Consider the following 23,796-nt stretch of genomic DNA (forward strand, 5'->3'; position numbering starts at 1 on the left):
GGATAGCGCTAGAGACCTATTACGCCTATTTATAGCTTTTTTCGGCTATTTTCTCACGAAATTGCCTGTTGTGGTTATTGCGGGCGACGGCGAGGTGGTGCCAACTGTCCGGTCCCCCAGCAACACCATGGTCAGCGCGCCAGTTCGCGCATCGCTTCATCCAGTCCCTCCAGCGTCATGGGATACATGCGCTCGTGGATCAGCTCGCGAATCAGCCGGGTCGAAGGAGTGTACTCCCAATAGCGTGGTGGGTTGGGGTTGAGCCAGACCAGTCGCGGGTAGCGCTCGGCCAGGCGCCTGAGCCAGACCCCGCCCGGTTCCTCGTTGAAGTGCTCCACGCTGCCGCCGGGGTGGGTGATCTCGTAGGGCGACATCGACGCATCGCCGACCACCACCACCTGATAGTCGGCACCGTAGGTGCGCATCAACTCCCAGGTCGAGAAACGCTCCTTGTGGCGTCGGGCGTTGTTGCGCCAGACGCCCTCGTAGAGGCAGTTGTGGAAGTAGAAGTGCTCCAGGTGCTTGAACTCGGAGCGCGCCGCCGAGAACAGCTCCTCGCAGACGCGGATGTGGTCGTCCATGGACCCGCCCACGTCGAGAAACAGCAGCACCTTGACCGCGTTGTGACGCGGCGGGCGCATGCGCAGGTTGAGCAGACCGGCGTCCCGTGCGGTATCGCGGATGGTGGCGTCGATGTCGAATTCCTCGAGCGCCCCCTGGCGGGCGAAGCGACGCAGGCGACGCAGCGCCATCTTGATGTTGCGCGGCCCCAGCGCCTGGTCGTCGTCGTAGTCGCGAAAGCGCCGCTCGTCCCAGACCTTGACCGCACGCCGATGGCGCGAGCCATCCTGGCCGATGCGTACGCCCTCGGGATTGTAGCCGTAGGCGCCGAAGGGGCTGGTGCCGCCGGTGCCGATCCACTTGTTGCCGCCGGCGTGGCGCTCCTTCTGCTCGGCCAGGCGTTGCTTGAAGGTCTCGATCAGCTTTTCAAGCCCACCCAGCGACTGGATCTGAGCTTTCTCCTCGTCGCTGAGCTGACGCTCGAATTCACGGCGTAGCCATTCGTCCGGGATCAACGCATCGATGGCCGCATCGAGGCCTTCCACCGACCCCATCCAGGCGGCAAAGGCGCGATCGAAACGGTCGAAGTGGCGCTCGTCCTTGACCATCACGGTACGCGCCAGCTGGTAGAAGTCGTCGATATCGGCGAATACTACGCCGGCTTCGACGGCGGCGTGCAGATCCAGCAGCTCGCGCAACGAGACGGGCACCTGGTGGCGGCGCAGGGTGTCGAATAGATCGAGAAACATCAGCGACCCTGACGCCGCACCATGAAGGCGAGGCGCTCCAGCAGAGCGGTGTCCTGCTCGTTCTTGACCAGGGCGCCGGCCAGCGGCGGCAGGCTCTTGGCCGGATCACGCTGGCTCAGGGCCTCGCGGGCGACTTCGTCGGCCATCAAAAGCTTCAGCCAGTCGACCAGTTCCGAGGTCGACGGGCGCTTCTTGAGCCCCGGCGCCTCGCGCAGCTCGAAGAACACCTCCAGCGCCTGGCTGACCAGCCGCGGTGCGATATCCGGGAAGTGCACCGCGACGATGCGCTCCATGGTGGCGCGGTCGGGAAACTCGATGTAGTGGAAGAAGCAGCGGCGCAGGAAGGCGTCGGGCAGCTCCTTCTCGTTGTTGGAGGTGATCACTACGATGGGCCGGTGACGGGCGCGAATGGTCTCTCCGGTCTCGTAGACGAAGAACTCCATGCGATCGAGTTCCTGCAGCAGGTCGTTGGGGAACTCGATGTCGGCCTTGTCGATCTCGTCGATCAACAGCACCACCCGTTCGTCGGCGGTGAAGGCTTCCCACAGCTTGCCCGGACGCAGGTAGTTGGAGACGTTGTCGACGCCTTCCACGCCAAGCTGGGAGTCGCGCAGGCGACTGACCGCGTCGTACTCGTAGAGCCCCTGGGCGGCCTTGGTGGTGGACTTGATGTGCCAGGTGACCAGCCGGGTGCCGAGCGAGGCGGCGAGCTCCTCGGCCAGCAAGGTCTTGCCGGTGCCCGGCTCACCCTTGATCAACAGCGGGCGCTTCAGCGTTACCGCGGCATTGACGGCCTGCTTGAGGGCATTCGTGGCGACGTAGGTGGAAGTCGAGTCAAACGCCATGGGCGAGGATCCTGAATAACGAAGTGATTTCAAACGAGTGTACGGTAGCCCCGTGGGCGGAACAATCCTCGGCGTCAGTGCTGGGCGTCGTCGTCTCGATACAGGCGAATCAGCGTTGCCGGGTCCTTTTCACCCTCGCCGCGGGCGAGCCGGCTGCGCATCAGCTGGGCGGCCAGGGCCGCCATGGGCGTGGCGCTGGACTGACGATGGCCCTGGGCGGTGGCCATGTCGACGTCCTTGAGCAGGGTGCGCAGGTGCCAGCTCGGCGCCTCGAAGTCGCGACTGGCCATGCGCGGGGTCAGCATGCGAAAGGGCGTCGAGTCGGCGAAGCCACCGGCCAGGGCGTCGGGCAAGCGACTGGCGTCGACCCCGCTGGCCTCGGCCAGCGCCACCATCTCGGCGATGGCCGCGGTGGTGCAGCCGACCAGTAGCTGATTGCACAGCTTGGTGACCTGGCCCGAGCCCACCGGGCCCATGTGGGTGATGCGTGAGGCCAGCGGGGCGAGGACCTCTCGGGCCGCCTCCACGTCCGCCGCGTCGCCGCCACACATGATCGCCAGGCTGCCCGCCTCGGCGCCGGCCACGCCGCCGGAGACCGGCGCATCCACCCAGCTCACGCCCGCCTCGCTGGCGGCCTGGGCCAGCTCCCGGGTGGCGGCGGGGTCGGCGCTGGTCATGTCGATGATGCGCTGTCCAGGTCGCGCCCGGGCGATGACGCCGTCGCTGCCGAGCATCACTTCGCGCAGAACCTCGGTATTGGCCACGCAGCTCAGGATCACGTCCACCTCCGCGGTCAGCTCGGCGACGCTGTCGGCTACCCGGGCACCGGTGTCGGCGGCCACCACCTCGGCTTTGGCCCGGGTGCGGTTATACAGCGTCAACGGATGCCCGGCCTCGGCCAGCCGGCGGCTGAGTGGATCGCCCATCAGGCCGATACCGATAAAGCCGAGGCGAGGCAGCGCAGATGATGTGGTCGAGCGGGGAAGCGGCATGACGAACTCCTGTGCAGGGGCGGGTGGTCGTGACACCCCGGTTGGCCAGTGCCAGGGGGGCGTGAGTGGGGGGAAGCGTCTAGCATGCGTCAGTCGGTCGTGCTCCCTCAACTGATAGTGTGGACGCGCCCGGACGCGCGACCTAGTCTGGGGATTCACCCCATGCCCCCATCGGGGCGTCTGGCGTGTTCCTTTATTCGATACTCCACCTCTATCTCTATCCAGGCCAAGACCGCGATGCTCGAGTACTCCCTGGCCCACTGGGTCACGTTTCTGTCGGCGGCGCTGCTGCTCAACCTTTCCCCGGGGCCGGACATGGCCTACGTGCTGGGCCAGACCGCACGCCATGGCCGCCGTGGTGGCTTTGCCGCCATGTTCGGGGTGTGGAGCGGGGCGGGGCTGCACGTCGTCATGGCGGCGCTGGGTCTGTCGGCGATCCTCGCCACCTCGGCGCTGGCCTTCAGTCTGGTGAAGTGGCTGGGCGCCGCCTATCTGGTGTGGCTGGGGCTCAAGTCGCTGCTGGCGCGGGGGACAGAGGACACCGCCACGGCGCCTGTGGTTCCTGCCAGCGGCACCCGCATCTACCGCCAGGGAATCATGATCTCGCTGCTCAACCCCAAGGTCGCGATCTTCTTTCTGGCCTTCCTGCCCCAGTTCGTGGTGGCCGGGGCGGGACCCGTCAGCCTGCAGCTGGCGCTGCACGGGCTGGCCATCATCCTGGTGGCGGCCGTGGTCGAGCCTCCGCTGGTGATCGCCGGGGCCAGGCTGGCCAAGGCCCTGCGCGGCAGTCGCAGGCTTGGGCTATGGTGTGAACGAGGGCTGGGCGCCTTGTTCGTGGGATTGGGCGCGAGGCTTGCCCTGACCGAGCGTAACCTCTAGCCGGGAACCGGGAGGCGACACCATGCGCCTGAGAATACTGTCCGACCTGCACCTGGAACACTTCGACGGAGATCGTGAGTTGCCGGAAGTCGAGGCCGACGCGGTCATCCTGGCCGGGGATATCCACCTCGGGCTCAAGGGGCTCGAGTGGGCGGCCAGGCGCTTTGCGGATCAGCCGGTGATCTACGTGCCCGGCAATCACGAATTTTACAAGCACCGCATGGGCGCCCTGCGCCGGGAGATGGCCACACGGGCCGGGGAGCTTGGCATTCACCTGCTCGACAACGCACGGCTGGAACTCGGCGGCGTGCGCTTTCTGGGCACGACACTGTGGACCGACTTCGCGCTCTACGACGAGCGTCCCGACCCGCAGGACATTCCCACCGAGACGCTGTCCGCTGCACTGCGACAGATGCCCGACTTCGCGGTCATCGAAGAACCCGAAGGTGAGGTCTTCTCGCCGGAACGCAGCGTCGAGCTGCACCGCGAGAACCGGGCCTGGCTGGAGGCCGAGCTTGCCAGGCCGTTTGGCGGTGCCACGGTGGTGGTCAGCCACCACGCCCCCCTGGCCGAGAGCATTCCCGCCCACTATCAGGGCGACCCGCTGTCGCCGGCCTTCGCCTCACGCCTCGAGTCGCTGATGGAGGGCGTGGCGCTGTGGGTCCACGGCCACGTCCACGACCCGGTGATGCTGACGGTGGGGGACACCCGGGTGGTGGCCGTGCCCGGCGGCTATCCCGGCGAGCGCCCGGAGGATGACCTGCGCCTGGATCGTGTGGTCGAGGTCTAGGCAGACCTGTCGAGAAATTCGAGGATATGACGGCTGGTCGCCTCCGGCTGCTCGTCGGTCACCCAGTGGCCGGCGTCCTTGATCCACTCAAGTCTGGCACCGGGTATGGCATCCGCCAGCATCGGTGCGTAGTCCGGCTTCTGGAAGTTGTCCTTGTCGCCCCATAGCACCAGGGTAGCGATCTCGAGGTTCTTCAGCTCACCGGCGATGGCCTGGGTGTATTCCTTGTTGAGGCGGCGCATGTTGCGGAAGAAGGCCGCCTTGCCCTCGGCGCTGTTCCACGGCTCGACGTAGATTTCCTTCAGGCGCTCGGTCGCCGCCTCGGGATCGTGGACACCCTTGGGCATGAAGTCGCGCATGGTCGCGATGAAGTCCTCGACGCTGGTGGACGCCTCGACCCCCGGCTCCAGCATCTGCTTGAACTCTGGTATCGGCCAGGAATCGAAGCACACGCTGTCGATGAGCACCTGGCGGCGTATCCGCTCTGGATGGTTGACCGCGATCAGCTGGCTGACGCCACCACCGATGTCGTGGGAGACGATGTCGGCGCTGGGCACTCCCAGGGCATCCATCAGCTTCACGAGGAGGCGGGCCTGGGCATTAATGGAGACGTCGGCATCCGTGGGCATGTCCGACTCGCCGTAATTGAGCATATCCGGTGCGATCACGCGATACTGCCGGGCTAGTTCCGGCATCACATGCCGCCACATCAACTTGTTGGTCGGAATGCCGTGGATCAGCAGCAGCGGTTGGCCTTGTCCCATCTCCTTGTAGGCGAGGCGATGGCCTTCGATCCAAGTATGGCGCGTTTCGACATGTTCCATTACGTCGCTCACGTTGCTCATCTCCCTTGCACCTTGGTGGCGGTGCGTCGATGTACCTGAGGTCACGGACTGACCTTTGCGATGTCGCGTCGCCACCCTAACGGTCATTGAGCGATCACTCAAACTATTTTTGAGTGATCGCTCTAAAATGATTCAAGAGATGCGCATGCCCGCAATGCAGGGCCCATGGCGTTGCGGCATGAAGCGTTGTGGGAAGAGGTGTTGTGGCAAGGGACGTTGCAGAAAGGGGCGTTGTGGGAAGAGGTGTTGTGGCAAGGGACGTTGCAGCAAGAGGAGCTGCAGAAAGGGGCGTTGTGGCAAGGGACGTTGCAGCAAGAGGAGCTGCAGAAAGGGGCGTTGCGACAAGAGAGGTGAGTTGCGGGAAGGGACTGGATGCAGCGAGAAGAGCGACGACAGGAGGACCCGATGGGCGCCGCTCCCGTCGTTGGCCAGGGATCGTCATGCACTGAGGCTGAAGCAGGGCCAAGAAGGCTCTTCTGGCGAGCCTTCTTGGCCCTGATAGAGGACCTTTAGCCGCCCTGGAGCTGTTCCTTGAGCTTGTTGGGCAGCTTCTTGATGATCAGCCGGTCGCGCTCTTCGTCGTACTCGATGCTGTTGCCGAGCAGATGGGAGTCGAAGCTGATCGAGACGCCCTCGGCGCGGCCGGTGAAGCGGCGGAACTGGTTCAGGGTGCGCTTGTCCGGCGGAATCTCCGGCGACAGCCCGTAGTCGGCGTTGCGGATGTGCTCGTAGAAAGCCCGCGGCTTGTCGTCGTCCACCAGCGCGGACAGCTCGTCCAGGGTCATGGCCTCACCACGGCTGGCCTGATCCTGGGCGTAGTCGATCAGCGCGTCGGTCTTCTCGCGGGAGGTCTCCTCGGCCATGTCCTCGCGCTCAACGTAGTCGCTGAACGCCTTGAGCAGGGTGCGGGTCTCGCTCTTCGGGTCGACCCCTTCGCTGGCGCCGAGCAGCGCCTGCAGGTCGTCCGCCAGCTTGCGCGCACCACGGTCGGCCAGCAGTGACAGGTACTGGCTCGACGGGCCGCCTTCCTGCCATTGGGTCAGGTTGAGGCGAAAGGCCAGCGACATCTGGCTGTGGTTGACCTGACCGGTAATGGCGACGCGGCCGTCGTCACCGATGACGAAGCCGTCACGATGGTGCACCAGCGCCAGAAACAGGTGGCGGGTTTCGCCCTGGCGCTGGTCGGCGAGGATCAGGTGCCCACCGGTGGGCAGGTGGTCGTCGACCAGTTTCTTGATCGCTTCACCCAGAGACGCCGCGAGCGTCTGCAGGTCGCGTTCGTCCTGAAGGTAGGCCTTGAACTCGGCCGGGAAGCGGCTGGACGTGGCGACCGGGCCGGTGGGTTCAGCCGCGGCGTCGTCCCAAGGCGGGGTATCATCAGCCGGGGGCTCGTCAACAGGGGGCTCGTCAACAGAGGCATCGCTGGCGCCCACAGCGTCCTGCGCTACGTCGCTCACCGCGACAGTATGCTCATTGAGCCGTCCCCAGCGCTTGGCCTTGCCGTGGTAGGCATCGGTCAGGCGGGTGACCAGGCTGTCCAGGGCGTCACTGTCGGGATGCAGTTCGCTTGCGGGCACAAGGGTCGCCGGACTGTCGCTGGCGCTCTTCTCGAGGCGCTGGATGACACAGGCGGATATCGGCATGGGGACCTCGTGGGCAGGGGGCGGCGGCAGATGATAACGCAAGCGACAGGGTGGGTCGAAAAGGTCCCTTTATTCAGGGCTTGAGTCGATAGCCGCTTCTGAAGATGGCGTGGATCACCACCAGGGCCACGGCCATGAACAACAGGATCATGCCCAGGCTGATCCACACGCTGACGTCACCGAGCCCGTAGAAGCTGTAGCGAAAGCCCGACACCAGATAGACCACCGGATTGAACAGGGTCACCGTCTGCCATAGCGGTGGCAGCATGTCGATGGAGTAGAAGGTGCCGCCGAGGAAGGTCAGCGGGGTGATCACCAGCAGTGGCACCAGCTGGAGCTTCTCGAAGCCGTCGGCCCAGATACCGATGATGAAGCCGAGCAGGCTGAAGGTCAGGGCGGTGAGCACCAGAAACAGCAGCATCATCAGTGGATGCTCGATGGTAAAGGGCACAAACAGGCTGGCGGTGCCCAGCACGATAAGCCCCAGGACGATCGACTTGGTGGCGGCGGCGCCGACAAAGCCCAGCACGATCTCCAGCGGCGAGATCGGCGCCGACAGGATTTCGTAGACGGAGCCGGAGAAGCGTGGAAAGAAGATCCCGAAAGAGGCGTTGGAGACGCTCTGGGTCAGCAGCATCAGCATGATCAACCCAGGCACGATAAAGGCCCCGTAGGGAATGCCCTCGACCTCACTGATGCGTGACCCGATGGCCGAGCCGAACACCACGAAGTACAGCGAGGTCGACAGCACCGGAGAGACCACGCTCTGCAGGATGGTGCGCAGGCTGCGGGCCATTTCGGCCCGATACAGCGTCTTGACCGAGGTGAGGTTCATGTCCGTTCCTTGACCAGATTGACGAAGATCTCTTCCAGCGAGCTCTGACGGGTGTGCAGGTCCTTGAAGGTGATGCCGGCGGCGTCGACCTCGCCCAGCAGGTCGGCGATGGCGCCTTCGCCGTCGTCGGCACCGTCGTAGCGATAGACCAGAGCGTGGCCGTCATCGGCCAGGGTCAGGCTGCGGTGGGCGAGCGCCTCGGGCAACTGGGAGAGCGGTTCGCGCAGGTGCAGGGTCAGCTCCTTGCGCCCCAGGCTCGCCATCAGTGTCTGCTTGTCCTCGACCAGCACCAGTTCGCCTGCGCGAATCACGCCGATGCGCTCGGCCATTTCCTCGGCTTCTTCGATGTAGTGGGTGGTGAGGATGATGGTGACGCCGCTCTGCCTGAGTCCACGTACCACCTCCCACATGTCGCGCCTCAGTTCGACGTCGACCCCGGCGGTGGGTTCGTCGAGAAACAGCACCTGGGGCTCGTGGGCCAGCGCCTTGGCGATCAGTACTCGTCGTTTCATGCCGCCGGACAGGGTGATCAGGCGATTCTTGCGTTTCTCCCACAGGCTCAGCTGGCGCAGTACCTTCTCGATATGCGCCGGGTCCTTCGGCTTGCCGAACAGGCCGCGGCTGAAGGAGACGGTATCCCAGACGGTGGAGAAAGCCTCGCTGGTCAACTCCTGGGGCACCAGCCCGATGCGCGAGCGGGCGGCGCGGAAGTCGTCGAGGATGTCATGGCCATCGACCAGCACACGCCCGGAGGACGGATTGACCAGGCCGCAGATGACGCTGATGAGGGTGGTCTTGCCGGCGCCGTTGGGTCCGAGCAGGGCGAAGATCTCGCCGCGACGAATCTCAAGATCGATGCCCTTGAGCGCCTCGAAACCGCCGCTGTAGACCTTGGTCAGTCCCTTGACGTCGATGATCGGGGCGCTCATGTCTGGGCCCCTTCGGCGGCGGGTACAGGCCGCCCGGGTGCGACCCGGGCGGATAGAGATGCTGAGGGATGCGGGCGAGGCATGGAGACGTCCTTATCGATTGACCCCGCCCATCCTAGCGCGACCGCTCTGATCTGCACACAGTCGGGCGCCGTCCCGGCGCGTCTCAGTCGCGTGGGGTGACGTTGGTCATCCGCGGCAGTACGTCGGGACTGTGGCGGCTGACGCGATGGAGCACCGCCATTACCACATGGCCGAGAGTGAGGGCGAACAGGGCCCAGCCCAGCCAGCCATGGAGCAGGTTGGCGGGGGCCTCCATCCAGGCGATCTCGTCTCCTTCGAAGCCGGCCATCAGTTCGATGCCGAAAGGCGAGAAGGCGCGGCCGGAGCCGTACTGGCGAAGGAGCGCGATGGAGGGGATGAGAATCAGCAGTCCATAGAGCGCGACATGGCCAAGGTGCGACGCCAGGTTGACCCGTGCCGGGCGACGCCGCTGGTTGATCAGCGCCCAGCTCACGCGTAGCAGCATCAGTACCAGAATCGTCAATCCCACGGGCTTGTGGCTGCCCCACAGCAGTTCATCCAGCCAGGAGTCCTCGAACAGGAACCTGGCGCTGGCGGTAACGAGCTGCCACACCACCAGCGCGGCGATGGCCCAATGGAAGAAACGGCTGATGCTGCCGTAACGGTCGGGAGTGTCGGTGATCGGCATAGGGGTGTCCTCATCATCGGGTAACAGATAGCGTCGCGGTTCATTGGTTCTTGTTTTTTTGCCTAGGCTAACCCAGCCCAGCGGACCAGGCGGGTGAATTCTCCCAAGAGACTGTGCAAGAACCGGCAGTCACGCGTGGAACACGGTGTTCGACGATGTGCGTTGGACAGACTCGTGTAAGGAAGGCCGCCGTAGCGCCACTTAAGGATTCCCAATTCAACGGCGTCTTCGGCAAGAGGATCGATCCATGGCTCGAGTGTCCCCCCTGACGTATAAAAAAAATGTGGCTGAAGCAATGGCAAGCAGAGCAATCGCAAGCGGTGCTATGGCAAGCAGTGCATTGGCAAGTCAGCTAATGGCGAGCAGGGCAGTGGCGCTGGCGCAGTCACCCTGGCGATCGCTGGTGCTGCTGGGGCTCGGCCTGGCGCTGATGGTCGCGGTCTCGCCCCAGGCGTCGGCGCAGGCGGGCGAGCAGGTGACGCCGAGCGTGTCCCAGAACATCATGCAGCAGAAGTGGGTGTCCGATGACTCGAATCTGATCTCGACCATGGTGCTGGTCACCCTGGACCCGGGGGCCAGCCTGCCGCCTCACCGTCACGCAGGGCCGGCCTACGTCAAGGTGGCCACCGGCGAGGTGATCTCGCAGCTCGAAGGCGGGGAAGAAGAACGCTTTGGCCCCGGAGACGAATGGCGAGAACCCGAGGGCGTGCGCCACGTACAGCTGGTCAATGCCAGCGACGACACACCGGCGGAACTGATCGTGGTGATGATCCACACCCGTGGCGAACCCCTGACCCGGGTGGAATGACCCTGTCCGTGTCGCTCTGATAGCCCCGCTCTGACGGCATCGCTCTGACGGTATCGCTCTGATAGCCCCGCTCTGATAGCCCCGCTCGGATCGTGCCCTGCGGATTATTCGACACGCCGACACGACAACGCCGCGATCTCTCGCGGCGTTGTCGTTGCTACCCAGGCGGGTCTGAGGCTCGGTCGAAAGGTCGCCAGGCGCAGGCGCCTTTTTGGCAAGCCTAGCCGCGGCTGGTGACTTCCAGCAGATGATAACCAAACTGGGTCTTCACCGGGCCCTGCACCTTGTTGAGGTCGGCGGAGAAGACGACCTCGTCGAACTCACGCACCATCTGGCCGGGGCCGAAGCTGCCCAGGTCGCCGCCCTGGCGGCCGGACGGGCAGGAGGAGTGCTCGCGGGCAACCTCGGCAAAATCACGACCGTTCTCGATCTCGGTCTTGAGGGTTTGGCACTTTTCTTCGCTGTCGACGAGGATGTGGCGGGCGGTGGCCTGGACCATGGGATGACTCCTGAACTTCACTGAAGGTTGGCTGATGTTGCGAGACGCGAGCTTACCACGGGTGCCGCCGAGGCGGCACCGGGCTTGGTTTGTGTCCAGGTCCGGTGCACCATGGGACTGTCGTCGCCGCCCTTGCGCCCTCTCTTGTGTAGAACGAGTAGATACGATGGACCCGAAATCATCATCCGCCGCCGCAGAACTGACCCCACTTCTGGTCAGCGCCTGCCTGCTCGGGGATCCGGTGCGATATGACGCCGGGCACAAGTGGCTCGGCGACGAGCGTTTGGCGCTGTGGCGTGACCAGGGGCGGCTGGTGCCGGTGTGCCCCGAGGTGGCGGGAGGCCTGCCCACACCGCGGCCCGCGGCGGAGATCGCAGGAGGCAGCGGCGCTCAGGTGCTGGCAGGCGAGCTCAGGATCGTCGATATCGACGGCGGTGATCCCACCGAGGCCTTTGTGGCGGGCGCCAGGCGAGCGCTCGCCACCGCCAGGCGCTACCACTGCCGGTTGGCGCTGTTGACCGATGCCAGTCCGTCCTGTGGCAGCACCCAGGTGTACGATGGCCGCTTCAGTGGCAGCAGGATCGCCGGTGAAGGCGTGACCGCCGCGCTGTTGCGCGATGCAGGCATCGAGGTCTTCGCCCCGCATCAGCTAGAGGAATTGGCTCGCCGTCTGGTCGAGCTGGATACCGACCGGCGGCGTTGAATGTCGGAGCGCTATTCTTGGGGCTCCTGCTCTTGTTGCTGCTCTTGTTGCTGCTCTTGTTGCAGTGCGGGTCGCTGGTGCTGTCGAGTCCCTTCACCTCGCTCGACGTCCAGAGCGGGTTCCACGATCGGGAAACGCACCGTTAGCGTCTGGCGCTGGTGATCGCGCGTCACCGTGATGCTGGCCTGGGTGCCTGGCAGTACGCGAGGCACCAGTGCCTTGAGCTGGTAGGGATGCGCGATGCCATGCCCGGCAAAGTTCAGGATGCGGTCGCCGACGCGCAGCCCCGCAGCCTCGGCGGGACTGTTCGGTACCATCTCGGTCACCACCAGGCCCGGTCGGTTCTCGCTTGATTCGACACCTACCCCGAGTCGCGGCCCCTCGCTCTGCTTGTCTTCGCGTACCACAAAGACGGCGTCGGCAAGTCCCGCTTCGGCCTCGCAGGCGTCGTCGGCAGACAGCGGCAAGAGGCTCGCGACATCGGCGATACCCAGGCTCTTAAGCTGTGCCTCGATTCCCTCGCCGTGGCTGGCGTGACCCATTCCCACCAGGCCCACCGCCAGGTGGCCATCTTCGACCAGGGCGGCGAGCCCCTGGGCCATGGCCATGTCCCACACCTGCTGGGCGTAGACGAAGCCGTCGATCATGTCGTCGTCGAAGCCCTCGCCAAAGCCTTCGCCAGCAAGTTCCAGGGCGTGTTCCTCGAGACTCGCCTCGAGCCGTTCACGGTAGGACGGCATGGCCGGTACGGGTTCGGGAATGCCGTGGCGTTGTGCCGGCGGCAGTGTGGAGACGCCATCCTCGACCAGCCGTTGGCGCAGCTCAGGGGTGACGTTCAGTGCCTTCAGCGGCAGCGCCTGGTCCCGGGCAAAGCGCAGCACCGGCAGGTACAGCTCGGGGTCGAAGCCCCAGTAGCGGTACCACTGGCTCTGCTCGAGCAGGGCGGCCTCATCGATGTCACCGGCGATCCAGGCGTCCAGTGCCGGTTGGCTTTCTCTCGGCAGCATCTCAAGGCCAATGGCCAGATCCGGCTGATGGGCGTGCAGGGCGGCCAGGCTCGCCAGCTGGAATCGATGGTGGTCGGGACGATCGTGCTGTTCACCCAGCAGGACCACCTGCTGGCGGGCGAGCATCGGCCAGCCCATCGTCGGCGCCGTATGGGTGCGAGCGTCACCGGGCGTGATCCAGTCGCCGGGCGTGATCCAGTCGCCGGGCGCTAGGCCAGCGCCTGTTGCAGTGTTGGTGCAGGATGCCTGGGCATCGAGGCCGAGCACCAACAGCATCGTCAGAGTAGCCAGCCTCGGCATCGTCCATCGGCGTGGGAGAGAGCAGCGATGTGACGGTCGAAATCGCAGAAGGGGCATGAGCGGAGCCAGCGTGAATCCAGCGTGAATCAAGAGAGAACCAAGAGTGAACAAGAGCGGAACCAGCGCAGCTTCGGACCGGAACGACGCCGAAACCAGACCGAAGCGAGAGTCGAAAAGGTTCAGGCTAGCCGCCCCGGCGCCGACGATCCAGTGTGGTCTGCCCATCGCTTGATCGATGTCCCGCCTGCGGCCTGCTGGTACCATGACGCACGCCGTCCACTGTCCATCGCCCAACACCCACCTTTAGCTACCATGATCTTCGCGACCGCATGAACACTCCCTCGCTCCACGCCGAGCGCCTCGAGGCCTTGACCCGATTGCTCGCCGACTGGCACTGGCTCTGGTCGCCGGCGCCCTTTACCCATGCCGGGACTCCCTGGCCCGAGCGGGCGCCCGCCGGCGATATCGCCGCTTGCCTGCAGGCGCTGGACGACGCTCGGTGCCAGCGCTTGCAGCAGAGGCCTTTCGATGCCTCGCCGCTGGCCGCCTGGCTACCGGTGGATGAACTGGCGCGCCTGGTCAGGGTTCCCGATGGAGCGCCGCCGATCCAGGCGCCCGAGGCGTGGGCGGCCCACGTGGGAGGTCGCAAGTGGCAGCAGATGCTGGCCTTTGCGCCCCAGGTGGCCATCGGCCAGGGGCAGCGGCTTGTCGAGTGGTGTGCCGGCAAGGGACATCTTTCGCGTCTGCTGGCGCGCCGCCACGACGGCTCCATTTGCGCGCTGGAGTGGCAACCGGCGCTGTGCGAAAGCGGCCAGGCGCTGGCCGAGCGGCAGGGACTGGAGGTGACGCTGGTCGAGCAGGACGTGATGGCGCCCAGCGTGAGCCGACACCTCGGTGACGCCGATCGGGTGGTGGCGCTGCATGCCTGTGGCGATCTTCACGTGCGCCTGCTGGAGCTGGCACGTGAACAGAAGGTGGCGATCAGTCTGGCTCCCTGCTGCTACCAGCGTACCCGTGACAAGATCTATCGCCCCCTGTCGCGTCAGGCGCAGCAACAGGCAGAGCGCCATGGTCTGTCGCTGGACCGAGAGGCGCTGGCGCTGTCGGTGCAGGAGACCGTGACCGCCAGCCAGGGAGAGCGACGCAAGCGTGAACAGGCGAACGCCTGGCGACTGGGTTTCGATGCTCTTCAGCGCCGGCTGCGCGGAGTCGACGACTATCTGGCGGTGCCGAGTCTGGCCTACGGCAGGATGCCGGAGCGCTTCGAGGACTTCTGTCGTTGGGCCGCCCGGGAGAAGGGACTGACAGTGCCCGACGGGATCGACTGGGACGCCTATCGACGTCGTGGCGAAGCGTGTCTTCAGCGGGTCAATCGACTCGAGCTGGTGCGCCATCTGTTTCGCCGGCCGCTGGAGGTGTGGCTGGTGCTGGACCGGGCCCTGTGGCTCGAGGAGGCCGGCTTCGAGGTCAGTCTGAGCCAGTTCTGCCCGCGCGCGCTGACCCCGCGCAATCTTGCCCTGGTGGCGCAACCGACGTAAGGCCGCGAGATCACCAGCCGGTCGCGACGTTCCCGCAGGCGCGGCAAGTCCAGTTACTGGCGCTGCCGTGGTGGTCGAGACGAGGCGGCCCCGGACACTTGAACTGTCCGGGGCCGTGTTTTCTTCAAGGGAGGGGATAGCTCGGCTGGCGCCGCACGCCGGATCAGCTGCGCTTGCTACGCCTGAATTGCTCGGTTTCCCAGACCTTGGCGCGCTTGATCAAGGGGGTGATGCTGGATCCCTGGATCAGGATCGAGAACACCACCACCGAGTAGGTCATTACCAGGATGATCTCGCGCACGTCGATGTTCTTTTCGGGAATCACGGTGATCCCCGACGGAATCGACATCGCCATGGCCAGCGCCAGACCACCACGCAGTCCGCCCCAGGTCAGGATGCGCACCGAGTAGGGGTTGTAGCGACGAAAGCGCCGGAAGCCCAGGTAGGCCAGGCGCACGCTCAGATAGCGCGACAGCAGCACCAGCGGCACGGCGGCGATCATCAGCACCCAGTCCTCCGGGTGGAAGCTGAACGACAGCATGGTCATGCCGATCAGCAGGAACAGCACGCCATTGAGGAACTCGTCGACCAGCTCCCAGAAGTGGTCGAGATGCTGCCGGGATTCCTCGGAGAAGCCCTTGCGACGGGTACGGTTGCCGATGATGATGCCGGCCACCACCATGGCCAGGGGGCCGGAGACCTCGAGAAACTCGGCGAACACGTAGCCGGTGGTGGGCACCAGAAGCGTCAGCATCAATTCCATGGAGTGGTCGTCGGTGTGACGGATTAACTGGTGAAACAGCTGACCGAGCACGAAGCCGTAGACGATGCCGCCCAGCGCCTCCTGCAGAAACAGGTGGCCGACGCTGGTCACCGTGGGGGTGGTGCCGCCGAAGGCGACGGCGAACAGGGTGACGAAGAGCACCAGACCGAAGCCGTCGTTGAACAGCGACTCGCCCTCGATCTGGGTCGAGATGCGCCGGGGCGCGTTCATCTTCTTGACGATGGCGAGCACCGCGATGGGATCGGTGGGAGAGATCAGGGCACCGAACAGCAGGCAGTAGATCAGATCGAAGTCGATACCCAGCCAGCCCACCAGCAGCCACAGGCTGTAGCCGATGAAGAAGGTCGAGAACAGGGTGCTGCCCATGGCAAGGATGGCGATTTCCCACTTCTGGTCACGCAGGTGGGGGAGCTTGATCCCCAGCGCACCGGCAAACAGCAGAAATCCGAGGATGCCCTTCAGCAGGAAATCCTCGAAATTCAACTGATTGATGGCGGTTTTAGCGGTTTCGTCGAGGGCGAACCAGCCCGCGTGACCGGCGATGACGATGGCCAGCGACAGTATCAGAGCGCCAGCAGTGATCGCGATGGTGGTCTGAAATTTTCCGATCTTGCCGTTGATCAGGGAGATCACCATCGCCATCGCGGCGAGCAGGCAAAGGGTGTCGTACACCGACATGGAGGGAGGCCTCTAGGTAGGATGGGTGAGTCGTGTCGGCTCGAGCGCTGGCTCGAGGCCGTAAAAGGGGGGCAGCAGCAGGCACATCGGCTCGGCCCGTCGCATCACCCGAGGAGGTCAGGCGCTGGTGTGACGGGGGAGGCGATTGTGACGTGTCCATCGCGGGAGTTCGGTCCTGAGCGTGGTGTGCTACGCCCTGGCCGGTTGGACCAGGGGGAGCGGATAGGGCTTGCGAACAGGTCTTGCAAACTGGGCTTGCGAATAGCGCCTGTACGCTGGATACGGATGTCCCGGCGGTCAGCATCTGCGGCGTCATGCTCGGAGGCGCTGAAGCCAGGCGTCAAGGCCTTCGACGCGTGAGACGCGAGTCGGCTATATCGGCGTTTCGCAGTGCAACAAAGTATACGCGGGTCGCGGTGCGGGTACATCCCGGATGTCGCTTTTTTTGAAGCGCGTGGGCGAGGATTGACAGGCGCCTGGCTTGTCTACGACAAAGGTCTGAAACCAAAGGCGTGTGTCGCTCGGTTCAAGCGAGCGCCCTGACGACAAGGAACCTCTATGCAAGTACACGATATCGCCGTACACCTGGGTCCTGCCCAGGCCCATCTGCGCCAGTTGGATGACGGTTGGGCGGGGCTGATCGATCGGGTGGGCGACTGCGGACTGACCACCGCCCTCGATCGCAGCCCCTACGAGTCGTTGTCCAGGGCGGTGGCCTATCAGCAGCTCCATGGCAAGGCGGCGGCGGCGATTGTCGGCCGTCTGACGGCGCTGTTCCCGGGGCAGGATTTCCCCAGTCCCCGGCAACTGTCCGAGCTCTCCTCGGAGGAGCTTCGAGCCTGTGGCTTCTCGGCACGCAAGCAGGCGACCCTCCAGGGCCTCGCCGAGGCGGCACTGGACGGTCGAATCCCCAACCGCGAACAGGCCGCCGAGATGGAGGACGAAGAGCTGATCAAGCGTTTCACCGCCATCAAGGGTATCGGCCGCTGGACCGTCGAGATGATGCTGATCAACACCCTTGGACGTCCCGATATCCTGCCGGTGGATGACTTGGGCATCCGCGACGGCGCGCGCTACCTGTTCGGCTGGGAACGCATGCCGACGCCAAGGGAGACCCGCGAGCTGTGCGAACCCTGCAGGCCCTGGCGCTCGGTGGCGTCCTGGTACCTGTGGCGCTGCAACGAACAACCGGATTACCGACGCCTGGCGAAGTCCTGAACCGGGCCAGGCAAGCCGAGAAGGCTAGGAAGGCAAGGAAGGCGCGGAAGCGAGGATGACCGGTGACAGCCGTGCAGGGTGCGCGGCCGAAGCTCTGCACGCGGGGCCCGCTGATGGCGACAGCAGGGTGACTTAGTCGCGACGGCGGTAGGGGTCGGGCATCGCCTGTTCCGGGCGCCAGCGGGTGCGTTCGCCGTTCAAGGTCAGCACAAGCTGGCGAGGCCCGGCGTGGTCGCGGTGCTCGCACAGATAGATACCCTGCCAGGTGCCCATCGCCAGGCGCCCCTCGGTGATGGGAATGCTGAGTGATGGCCCCAGCAGGCTGGCCTTGAGGTGGGCCGGCATGTCGTCGCTGCCCTCCTGGGTGTGACGGTAGTAGGGTGCGTTCTCCGGCACCATCACATTGAAGTGACGCTCGAAGTCGCCACGTACCGTGGGATCGGCGTCTTCGTTGATGGTCAGCGATGCCGAGGTGTGCTGGATGAAGGCGTGGAGCAGGCCGATGCGCATGCTCGGCAGGTCCGGCAGTGCCTGAACGACCTCATCGGTGATCAGGTGAAAGCCCCGGGGGCGGGCAGCGAGGCGAAGGGTGCTCTGGAACCACATCTAGGACGGTCTCATTGTCGGCGTTGACGCTGGAGGCCATGGCACGGCAAGGCCCTTGCGCAGGAAAGCCCCTGTGCAGCAGGGCCATCGCTCGAGGCAGACAGGCGCGATCAGGCGGCCAGCGGTAAGGAATTCAAACGCGCAAAGACTACCTCCTTTACCGTCCTGTGAGGAGTCCCGAATGAAAGATCAACGTCTGACCCGGGCCGACGTCTTTCGCCACCAGCCGATGCTGGCCAAGTCCCTGGTGGAACTCGAGCGCGCCGTGGCCGAGGCGGGCATCGAGTCTGAGCTGGTGCACCTGATCAAGCTGCGCGCCTCCCAGCTGAACGGTTGCGCCTTCTGTCTGCGCATGCACAGCCAGGAAGCACGCGAGGACGGTGAGCAGCAGTCGCGTCTGGATGTTCTGTCGGCGTGGCGAGAGACCCAGCTCTTCAGTCGCCGTGAACAGGCAGCGCTGGCCTGGACCGAGGCGCTGACGCTGGTCAGCGGCCAGGAGATCGGCGGCGGCGACTACACCCGCCTGGCCGCGGAATTCACCCCCGAAGAGCAGGTCAACGTGACGGCGCTGGTGGTCTCCATCAACGCCTGGAACCGGATCGCGCTGGCGTTCGCCTTCCCGGTGGAGTGACGTCCTGCGGCGCGACCGAACGTCTCCCGCGCGGGTAGGCGACGTCGTCTTGCCCCTATGCCCCGCCAAGCAGGCCGGCGGGAAAGATCATCCTGCCAGCAGCGGAAACAGCGGATGCTCCATGGGGCTGCCCGCGGGCAGTTCGTCGGCGAGGCCGGGAAAGGGCGGCGAGGTGGTCCAGGCCCGCGGTGCGTGGACCATGTCGTCACCCAGCAGACGCACCGAGAAAGCGCGACGGCGATGAGGGCCACTGACGCCACCCGAGGCGTGCAGGGTCAGCATGTTGAAGAATACGGCGTCGCCGGGTTCCAGCGCCCAGCCAAGGATGGTGTAGCGTTCACGCTGGGCCTCGATGTCAGGCAGCTCGGCCAGACTGCCCTCGGGGAACCAGCTGGCCTGGTGGTCCATGAAGGTCCGTGGCATCAGCCAGGGCCCCTTGTGGGACCCGGCCACAAACTCCAGGGTGGCCGCCCGGGATACCGGATCCACCGGTAGCCACATGCTGACGTTCTGACTGCCTTCCACGTTGTAGTAGGGCTGGTCCTGGTGCCAGGGGGTACGCTGGCGCGTGCCCGGTTCCTTGACCAGTAGATGGTCGTGGTAGAGGCGTACCTGGCGCGAGCCCATCAGGCGTTGCCCGATAAGCCCCAGCGGCGAGTCGAAGATGAAACCCCGATACGCTTCGTTGGTCTGCCAGTTGCAGAAGTCCTCGAAGAACCAGCCTGGGTCATCGGGTCGACTGGCGACCTTGGCCCGGGGGCTGGGATCGCGCAGGTTGTCCTCGATGCCCTCCGCCAGTCGCTTGAGCTCCTGGGGGCAGAAGATGCCGCGTAGACAGATGGCGCCGTCGCGCTGGAAGGCGGCGACGTCTTCGTCGCTGACCATGGTGTCGGGATGGATGCGCAGGTTCATGGGGCCTCCAGGCGGTGGAAGTCAGGAAGAGGAAAGGACAGCTGTGACAACAGCCGGTCGAAGAAACCCTCGCACTTCGTGATCTGATCGAAGGCGATGAACTCGTCTGGCTGATGGGCCTGATGGATGCTGCCGGGGCCGCAGATCACGGTAGGGACGCCCAGCTGGGCGAACAGCCCGGCCTCGCAGCCGAAGCCGAGCGCCAACGGCTCGACGCTGCATTCGGCCAGCTCGGCGATCCATGACAGGTAGCCTTGGCGGCGTTCGTCCAGCGGTGGGTACTGGCCGCGGCATTCCAGGGTCAGTCTGGCGCGACGGCCCAGGCCGATCAGGTCGCGATCCAGGCCGCTGGGAAAGTCCTTGCGCAGGCGCTCGAGGATTTCCATGGCGGGCTGCCCGGGCAGCGGGCGCATCTCGAAGTCGATGCGGCAGTGCTCGGGGATCTGATTCAGCGCGCTGCCACCCTCGATCAGCCCGACGTGGACCGTGGAGTAGGGGGGATCGAAGCGCTGATCGGTGAGCGACATCAGGCGCTTTTCCCGTGCCAGCTGGCGGATCTGCGCAACCACGCCCGCGCCGACGTCGATGGCGTTGACGCCTCGCCCCGGGTAGCCCGAGTGGCCTCCCACGCCCTCGATGGTGGCGCGCATGCCGACGTGGCCCTTGTGGGCGTTGGCGATGCGCATCGCGGTGGGTTCGCCGACGATGATGCCCCGCAGGCGTTCCTTGTGGACCTCGAGAAACGGCAGCATCAGCGGGGCACCCAGGCACCCGACCTCTTCGTCGAAGGACAGCGCCAGCAACACCGAGTGACGCGAGTGCTCTGCCTGCCAGGCGGCCAGTTTCGTCAGGGCCACGCCGATGAATCCCTTCATGTCCGCCGTACCGCGACCGTACAGGCGTTCAGCGTGGCGTTTCGGCGTGAACGGGGCGGTGACGCGCCAGTCCGCGTGGCTCGCCGGCACCACGTCGGTGTGGCCGGAAACCAGCAGGGCCGGGGCGTCGCGGGGGCCAAATTCGGCGATCAGGTTGGCCTTGTCGCCGCTGTCGTTGTAGAGCAGGGTCACCGCTGCCCCACGCGCCTCGAGCCAGCCGGCGACGTCGTTGATCAGTTCAAGGTTGGAGCGATGACTGGTGGTGTCGAAGGCCACCAGGCGTTCGATCATCGCAAGGCTCAAGGGTAGCGTGTTGCTGGTCAAGACGAAGCTCCGTGAGTGCAGACCGTCAGGCGAGGGGCCAGACCACCAGGGTCGCCAGCAGGATGAGCACAGCGCCGAGGGCATAGAGCAGGGCGATCAGCGGCAGCATGAAACGCATCCAGCGGCTCCAGGGAATGCCGGCGATGGTGAGTCCCGCCATCAACCAGCCGGCGGTAGGAGTAAAGGCATTGGAGATGCCGTCGCCAAACTGGAAGGCCAGCACCGCGACCTGGCGGTGTACCTCGGCGAGGTCCGCGATGGGCGTCATGATGGGCATGGTCAGCGCCGCCTGGCCGCTGCCCGAGGTGACGATGAAGTTCATCGCGCTTTGCATGGCGAACATGCCCAGTGCTGCGGCCGACGCCGAGGTGTCGCCGATCAGCGTGGAAAGCGAATGGATGATGGTGTCGATGATCTCGCTGTGCTGCACGATGACCACGATGGTGAAGGCCAGGCCCACCGCCAGGGCGCCATCCATCATGTCCTTGCAGCCGGTGGAAAAGGCTCCGGCGATGGTGTTGGCTCGCATGCCGGCGAGCAGTCCGGTGACGATACCCAGCAGCAGGAAGACGCCGGCCATCTCCTTGAGGTACCAGCCGAAGGCACTGACCCCGGCGATGATCGCCACCAGGGCCAGGGCGAAGGCGCCGAGGATCAGCAGGTGGCGAGGGGTCAGGTCGACGTGATCGCCCGGTCCTTCTTCATCGGGCGGGGCCAGGCCGTAGACCACACTGCGCTCTGGCCTTGCCTGCACGCGACGGGCGTAGAACATAACGTAGCCGATGCTCAGGGCGACGAACGCAAGCCAGCAGACGAAGCGGTAGCCCATGCCGGAAAACAGCGGCAATTCGGCGATGCTCTGGGCGACGCCGACGTTGAAGGGATTGAGAAAGGAGCCGGTGTAGCCGATGGCGGTGCCGATCAGCGGGATGGCGGCGGCGACCACGGCGTCGTAGCCGATACGTCGCGCCAGCGGCAGCAGGATGAAGATGTAGACGATGCTGCCCTCGATCATGCCGTAGGTACCGGAACACAGGGCGAAGAAGGTCATCATCAGCGGGATGATCAGGATCTCGCGGCCCTTGAGCTTCACCAGCAGGAAGTGGACCAGCCCTTCGATGGCGCGGGAGCGTCTCAGGACCCCGAAGGTACCGCCGACGATGACCAGAAAGAAGATGATCGACGAGCCGCTCTTCATCCCTTCGAAGAAGGCGTTGAAGAACTCGAAGGGACCGATGCCCGGGGAGTCGATGGCCTGGTAGGTGCCGGCGACGATGACGGAGCGCCCGTCGGCGTTGGTGATGCGTTCGAAGCTTCCGCTGGGGACGAACCAGGTGACGATGGCCGCCAGCAGGGCGAGAAAGAAGAGGATGACGAAGGCGTGGGGCAGCGGCCTCTGTTGCTCGACGTGTGGTCTGGCGGCCATCTTGTCATGATTCATCGGCTGACTCTCGCTGGTGGCGGGTTTGTGGCACCTGGGGCTGAGTTCATTGATCCTTTCGGTTTAGTCCGAACCAGCGAAGCCTGTCGAGTCAGGGCGCGCGGCTGGGCAGAAGATCGTCGAGAACGAGGTCACACAATGCGCCTTCGTCCAGCAGACGTGTGGCGGCCTCGATGTCCGGTGCGAAGTAACGATCGTGGTCATAGTGGGTCACCCGGCGACGCAGTCGCTGACGGGCCTGCTCCAGCAAAGGTGTCGAGGCAAGCCCCTCGCGCATGTCGAGGCCCTGGCAGCTTGCCAGCCATTCGATGGCCAGCACGCCGCGAACATTGGCCGCCATCTCCTTGAGTCGCCGTCCCGCCGCCGGCGCCATGGACACATGGTCCTCCTGATTGGCCGAGGTAGGCAGGCTGTCGACGCTGTGAGGGTGGGCCAGAGCCTTGTTCTCGCTGGCCAGCGCGGCGGCTGACACCTGGGCAATCATGAAGCCGGAATTTACGCCGCCGTTTTCGACCAGGAAGGGGGGAAGCCGGGACATGTGGGTGTCCATCATCAGCGAGATGCGTCGCTCCGACAGGGCCCCGATCTCCGCCAGCGCCAGCGCCAGATTGTCGGCCACAAGGGCAACCGGCTCGGCGTGGAAGTTGCCGCCCGAGAGGATGTCGCCGTTGTCGGCGAACACCAGCGGGTTGTCGGTGACGGCGTTGGCCTCGATCTCGAGCACCCTGGCCGCGTGGCGGATCTGGTCGAGCACCGCGCCCATGACCTGAGGCTGGCAGCGCAGCGAGTAGGGGTCCTGGACGCGGTCACAGTCGGCGTGGGAGGCCCCCACCTCGCTGGTGTCCTCGAGCAGGTGACGATAGGCCCTGGCAACGTCGATCTGCCCGGGTTGGCCGCGCAGTTCGTGGATGCGGGCGTCGAAGGGAACCCGTGAGGCCAGGCTCGCCTCGACGCTCAGGGCGCCGCACACGGTGGCGCTGGCAAACAGATCTTCGGCCTCGAACAGACCGCGCAGCGCCAGCGCGGTGGAGACCTGGGTGCCATTGAGCAGCGCCAATCCCTCCTTGGGTGCCAGGGTCAGGGGCGACAGGCCAGCCACGTTCAGGGCGTCCCGTCCCGAGAGGGTCTCGCCACGGTGGCGTGCCTGGCCCTCGCCCAGCAGCACCAGACTCATATGGGCCAGTGGCGCCAGGTCGCCCGAGGCACCTACCGAGCCCTTGGCGGGGATGACCGGCCAGACCTCGGTGTTGATCAGGGTGATCAGGGCGTCGAGGACTTCGCCGCGAATGCCGGAGTAGCCGCGTGCCAGGCTTGCCACCTTCAGCGTCATGATCAGCCTTACCAGCTCGTCGTCCAGGCGTTCACCGACGCCGGTGGCGTGGGATAGCACGAGCGAGCGCTGCAGGTCCTCCAGGCGTTCGCGCTCGATGCGGGTCTGAGCCAGCAGGCCGAAGCCGGTGTTGACCCCGTAGGCGGTGCGTCCCTCGTCGATGACGCCAGCCACCGTCGCCACCGAGGCGTCGATGGCGGCGTATGCCGAGGGCTCCAGAGACACCACTGTCGGTGACGTGAGGAGCCGGCGCATGTCTTGGAGGGTGAGTTGGCCTGGGGTGATGACGAGTCGATGCATGGTGGCGAGCTCCCGAGACTTGGCCGAACATGATGGAAAAATTTTAATGTATATACATTAAC

General features: G+C 65.2%; 23 protein-coding genes. 7 read left to right on the forward strand and 16 right to left on the reverse strand.

Features of this window, described 5'->3' with window-relative positions; translation table 11 throughout:
• Window positions 1-131: 131 nt before the first annotated feature.
• The 3 genes from EBB56_RS11310 to EBB56_RS11320 all read right to left on the reverse strand — a co-directional run bounded on the left by EBB56_RS11310 (window position 132) and on the right by EBB56_RS11320 (window position 3,147).
• On the reverse strand, window positions 132-1,310 hold the full coding sequence (locus EBB56_RS11310; RefSeq protein WP_124804392.1) for a VWA domain-containing protein: 1,179 nt from the start codon (window positions 1,308-1,310) through the stop codon (window positions 132-134).
• Entirely contained in the window at window positions 1,310-2,155 is an 846-nt protein-coding gene (locus EBB56_RS11315) for a MoxR family ATPase (protein WP_124804393.1), read from the reverse strand. The genes EBB56_RS11310 and EBB56_RS11315 overlap by 1 nt, the downstream gene beginning before the upstream one ends.
• A gap of 74 nt (window positions 2,156-2,229) precedes the next feature.
• Window positions 2,230-3,147, reverse strand: coding sequence for an NAD(P)-dependent oxidoreductase (locus tag EBB56_RS11320; RefSeq protein WP_124804394.1), 918 nt, complete (start codon window positions 3,145-3,147; stop codon window positions 2,230-2,232).
• A gap of 237 nt (window positions 3,148-3,384) precedes the next feature.
• Between EBB56_RS11320 and EBB56_RS11325 the strand changes: the two genes are divergently transcribed.
• Window positions 3,385-4,026, forward strand: coding sequence for a LysE family translocator (locus tag EBB56_RS11325; protein ID WP_124804478.1), 642 nt, complete (start codon window positions 3,385-3,387; stop codon window positions 4,024-4,026).
• 22 nt (window positions 4,027-4,048) lie between these two features.
• Complete coding sequence (locus EBB56_RS11330) at window positions 4,049-4,816, forward strand: metallophosphoesterase family protein (RefSeq protein ID WP_124804395.1); 768 nt, start codon at window positions 4,049-4,051, stop codon at window positions 4,814-4,816.
• On the opposite strand, the gene EBB56_RS11335 is transcribed toward EBB56_RS11330, so the two are convergent.
• The 5 genes from EBB56_RS11335 to EBB56_RS11355 form a co-directional block, all read right to left on the reverse strand.
• Window positions 4,813-5,661: an alpha/beta fold hydrolase gene (locus EBB56_RS11335; RefSeq protein ID WP_260425337.1), complete on the reverse strand. Its 849-nt coding sequence runs from the start codon at window positions 5,659-5,661 to the stop codon at window positions 4,813-4,815. The two genes, EBB56_RS11330 and EBB56_RS11335, sit on opposite strands and share 4 nt — an antisense overlap.
• A gap of 509 nt (window positions 5,662-6,170) precedes the next feature.
• A complete protein-coding gene (locus EBB56_RS11340) occupies window positions 6,171-7,304 on the reverse strand; it encodes a nucleoid-associated protein (protein ID WP_124804396.1) in 1,134 nt (377 codons plus the stop codon).
• Window positions 7,305-7,377: 73 nt separating this feature from the next.
• A complete protein-coding gene (locus EBB56_RS11345; RefSeq protein WP_108132729.1) occupies window positions 7,378-8,139 on the reverse strand; it encodes an ABC transporter permease in 762 nt (253 codons plus the stop codon).
• Window positions 8,136-9,068: an ABC transporter ATP-binding protein gene (locus tag EBB56_RS11350; protein ID WP_045994269.1), complete on the reverse strand. Its 933-nt coding sequence runs from the start codon at window positions 9,066-9,068 to the stop codon at window positions 8,136-8,138. The genes EBB56_RS11345 and EBB56_RS11350 overlap by 4 nt, the downstream gene beginning before the upstream one ends.
• 166 nt (window positions 9,069-9,234) lie before the next feature.
• Window positions 9,235-9,780, reverse strand: coding sequence for a cytochrome b (locus EBB56_RS11355; protein WP_124804397.1), 546 nt, complete (start codon window positions 9,778-9,780; stop codon window positions 9,235-9,237).
• Window positions 9,781-10,135: 355 nt separating this feature from the next.
• Between EBB56_RS11355 and EBB56_RS11360 the strand changes: the two genes are divergently transcribed.
• Window positions 10,136-10,588 (forward strand): cupin domain-containing protein, encoded by a 453-nt coding sequence (locus EBB56_RS11360; RefSeq protein WP_045994271.1) that lies wholly within the window; start codon window positions 10,136-10,138, stop codon window positions 10,586-10,588.
• Between the two features lie 220 nt (window positions 10,589-10,808).
• On the opposite strand, the gene EBB56_RS11365 is transcribed toward EBB56_RS11360, so the two are convergent.
• A complete protein-coding gene (locus EBB56_RS11365; RefSeq protein ID WP_045994272.1) occupies window positions 10,809-11,087 on the reverse strand; it encodes a peptidylprolyl isomerase in 279 nt (92 codons plus the stop codon).
• A gap of 166 nt (window positions 11,088-11,253) precedes the next feature.
• Here EBB56_RS11365 and EBB56_RS11370 point away from each other — a divergent pair, with 166 nt between their 5' ends.
• A complete protein-coding gene (locus EBB56_RS11370; protein WP_185696421.1) occupies window positions 11,254-11,790 on the forward strand; it encodes a DUF523 domain-containing protein in 537 nt (178 codons plus the stop codon).
• 11 nt (window positions 11,791-11,801) lie between these two features.
• Here the strand turns inward: EBB56_RS11370 and EBB56_RS11375 are convergent, their stop codons facing one another.
• Window positions 11,802-13,097 carry a ChaN family lipoprotein gene (locus tag EBB56_RS11375; protein WP_185696422.1) on the reverse strand — a complete coding sequence of 432 codons (1,296 nt, stop codon included), beginning with the start codon at window positions 13,095-13,097 and terminating at the stop codon, window positions 11,802-11,804.
• Window positions 13,098-13,426: 329 nt separating this feature from the next.
• On the opposite strand from EBB56_RS11375, the gene EBB56_RS11380 reads away from it, so the two are divergent.
• Window positions 13,427-14,635: a methyltransferase gene (locus EBB56_RS11380; RefSeq protein ID WP_124804399.1), complete on the forward strand. Its 1,209-nt coding sequence runs from the start codon at window positions 13,427-13,429 to the stop codon at window positions 14,633-14,635.
• 163 nt (window positions 14,636-14,798) lie between these two features.
• On the opposite strand, the gene EBB56_RS11385 is transcribed toward EBB56_RS11380, so the two are convergent.
• A complete protein-coding gene (locus EBB56_RS11385) occupies window positions 14,799-16,097 on the reverse strand; it encodes a sodium:proton antiporter (RefSeq protein WP_045994275.1) in 1,299 nt (432 codons plus the stop codon).
• 558 nt (window positions 16,098-16,655) lie between these two features.
• On the opposite strand from EBB56_RS11385, the gene EBB56_RS11390 reads away from it, so the two are divergent.
• Window positions 16,656-17,315, forward strand: a complete 660-nt coding sequence (locus tag EBB56_RS11390) for a DNA-3-methyladenine glycosylase (protein WP_108132734.1) — start codon at window positions 16,656-16,658, stop codon at window positions 17,313-17,315.
• A 132-nt stretch (window positions 17,316-17,447) separates the two neighbouring features.
• Here EBB56_RS11390 and EBB56_RS11395 read toward each other — a convergent pair whose 3' ends face one another.
• Window positions 17,448-17,921, reverse strand: a complete 474-nt coding sequence (locus EBB56_RS11395) for a secondary thiamine-phosphate synthase enzyme YjbQ (RefSeq protein WP_124804400.1) — start codon at window positions 17,919-17,921, stop codon at window positions 17,448-17,450.
• 181 nt (window positions 17,922-18,102) lie between these two features.
• Here EBB56_RS11395 and EBB56_RS11400 point away from each other — a divergent pair, with 181 nt between their 5' ends.
• A complete protein-coding gene (locus tag EBB56_RS11400; RefSeq protein WP_108447732.1) occupies window positions 18,103-18,552 on the forward strand; it encodes a carboxymuconolactone decarboxylase family protein in 450 nt (149 codons plus the stop codon).
• Between the two features lie 87 nt (window positions 18,553-18,639).
• Here EBB56_RS11400 and EBB56_RS11405 read toward each other — a convergent pair whose 3' ends face one another.
• From EBB56_RS11405 to hutH, 4 genes are all read right to left on the reverse strand, one after another.
• Window positions 18,640-19,464 (reverse strand): phytanoyl-CoA dioxygenase family protein, encoded by an 825-nt coding sequence (locus EBB56_RS11405; protein ID WP_124804401.1) that lies wholly within the window; start codon window positions 19,462-19,464, stop codon window positions 18,640-18,642.
• On the reverse strand, window positions 19,461-20,663 hold the full coding sequence (gene argE / locus EBB56_RS11410; RefSeq protein ID WP_185696423.1) for an acetylornithine deacetylase: 1,203 nt from the start codon (window positions 20,661-20,663) through the stop codon (window positions 19,461-19,463). The genes EBB56_RS11405 and argE overlap by 4 nt, the downstream gene beginning before the upstream one ends.
• Before the next feature lie 25 nt (window positions 20,664-20,688).
• Window positions 20,689-22,104 (reverse strand): YfcC family protein, encoded by a 1,416-nt coding sequence (locus tag EBB56_RS11415; RefSeq protein WP_052704477.1) that lies wholly within the window; start codon window positions 22,102-22,104, stop codon window positions 20,689-20,691.
• A 91-nt stretch (window positions 22,105-22,195) separates the two neighbouring features.
• Window positions 22,196-23,734, reverse strand: coding sequence for a histidine ammonia-lyase (gene hutH / locus EBB56_RS11420; RefSeq protein ID WP_124804403.1), 1,539 nt, complete (start codon window positions 23,732-23,734; stop codon window positions 22,196-22,198).
• Window positions 23,735-23,796 lie beyond the last annotated feature (62 nt).

Origin of the sequence: Halomonas sp. YLB-10, assembly GCF_003856855.1 — a bacterium.
Taxonomy (GTDB): domain Bacteria; phylum Pseudomonadota; class Gammaproteobacteria; order Pseudomonadales; family Halomonadaceae; genus Halomonas; species Halomonas litopenaei.

Coding starts and splice junctions, on each gene's coding strand:
- hutH (WP_124804403.1), bottom strand. CDS start 23,734: ATGCATCGACTCGTCATCACCCCAGGCCAACTCACCCTCCAAGACATG.
- EBB56_RS11405 (WP_124804401.1), bottom strand. CDS start 19,464: ATGAACCTGCGCATCCATCCCGACACCATGGTCAGCGACGAAGACGTC.
- EBB56_RS11320 (WP_124804394.1), bottom strand. CDS start 3,147: ATGCCGCTTCCCCGCTCGACCACATCATCTGCGCTGCCTCGCCTCGGC.
- EBB56_RS11370 (WP_185696421.1), top strand. CDS start 11,254: ATGGACCCGAAATCATCATCCGCCGCCGCAGAACTGACCCCACTTCTG.
- EBB56_RS11330 (WP_124804395.1), top strand. CDS start 4,049: ATGCGCCTGAGAATACTGTCCGACCTGCACCTGGAACACTTCGACGGA.
- EBB56_RS11395 (WP_124804400.1), bottom strand. CDS start 17,921: ATGTGGTTCCAGAGCACCCTTCGCCTCGCTGCCCGCCCCCGGGGCTTT.
- EBB56_RS11385 (WP_045994275.1), bottom strand. CDS start 16,097: ATGTCGGTGTACGACACCCTTTGCCTGCTCGCCGCGATGGCGATGGTG.
- EBB56_RS11340 (WP_124804396.1), bottom strand. CDS start 7,304: ATGCCGATATCCGCCTGTGTCATCCAGCGCCTCGAGAAGAGCGCCAGC.
- EBB56_RS11310 (WP_124804392.1), bottom strand. CDS start 1,310: ATGTTTCTCGATCTATTCGACACCCTGCGCCGCCACCAGGTGCCCGTC.
- EBB56_RS11335 (WP_260425337.1), bottom strand. CDS start 5,661: ATGAGCAACGTGAGCGACGTAATGGAACATGTCGAAACGCGCCATACT.
- EBB56_RS11400 (WP_108447732.1), top strand. CDS start 18,103: ATGAAAGATCAACGTCTGACCCGGGCCGACGTCTTTCGCCACCAGCCG.
- EBB56_RS11315 (WP_124804393.1), bottom strand. CDS start 2,155: ATGGCGTTTGACTCGACTTCCACCTACGTCGCCACGAATGCCCTCAAG.
- EBB56_RS11365 (WP_045994272.1), bottom strand. CDS start 11,087: ATGGTCCAGGCCACCGCCCGCCACATCCTCGTCGACAGCGAAGAAAAG.
- EBB56_RS11350 (WP_045994269.1), bottom strand. CDS start 9,068: ATGAGCGCCCCGATCATCGACGTCAAGGGACTGACCAAGGTCTACAGC.
- EBB56_RS11415 (WP_052704477.1), bottom strand. CDS start 22,104: ATGAATCATGACAAGATGGCCGCCAGACCACACGTCGAGCAACAGAGG.
- EBB56_RS11325 (WP_124804478.1), top strand. CDS start 3,385: ATGCTCGAGTACTCCCTGGCCCACTGGGTCACGTTTCTGTCGGCGGCG.
- EBB56_RS11380 (WP_124804399.1), top strand. CDS start 13,427: ATGAACACTCCCTCGCTCCACGCCGAGCGCCTCGAGGCCTTGACCCGA.
- EBB56_RS11355 (WP_124804397.1), bottom strand. CDS start 9,780: ATGCCGATCACCGACACTCCCGACCGTTACGGCAGCATCAGCCGTTTC.
- EBB56_RS11345 (WP_108132729.1), bottom strand. CDS start 8,139: ATGAACCTCACCTCGGTCAAGACGCTGTATCGGGCCGAAATGGCCCGC.
- EBB56_RS11360 (WP_045994271.1), top strand. CDS start 10,136: ATGGCGAGCAGGGCAGTGGCGCTGGCGCAGTCACCCTGGCGATCGCTG.
- EBB56_RS11390 (WP_108132734.1), top strand. CDS start 16,656: ATGCAAGTACACGATATCGCCGTACACCTGGGTCCTGCCCAGGCCCAT.
- EBB56_RS11375 (WP_185696422.1), bottom strand. CDS start 13,097: ATGCCGAGGCTGGCTACTCTGACGATGCTGTTGGTGCTCGGCCTCGAT.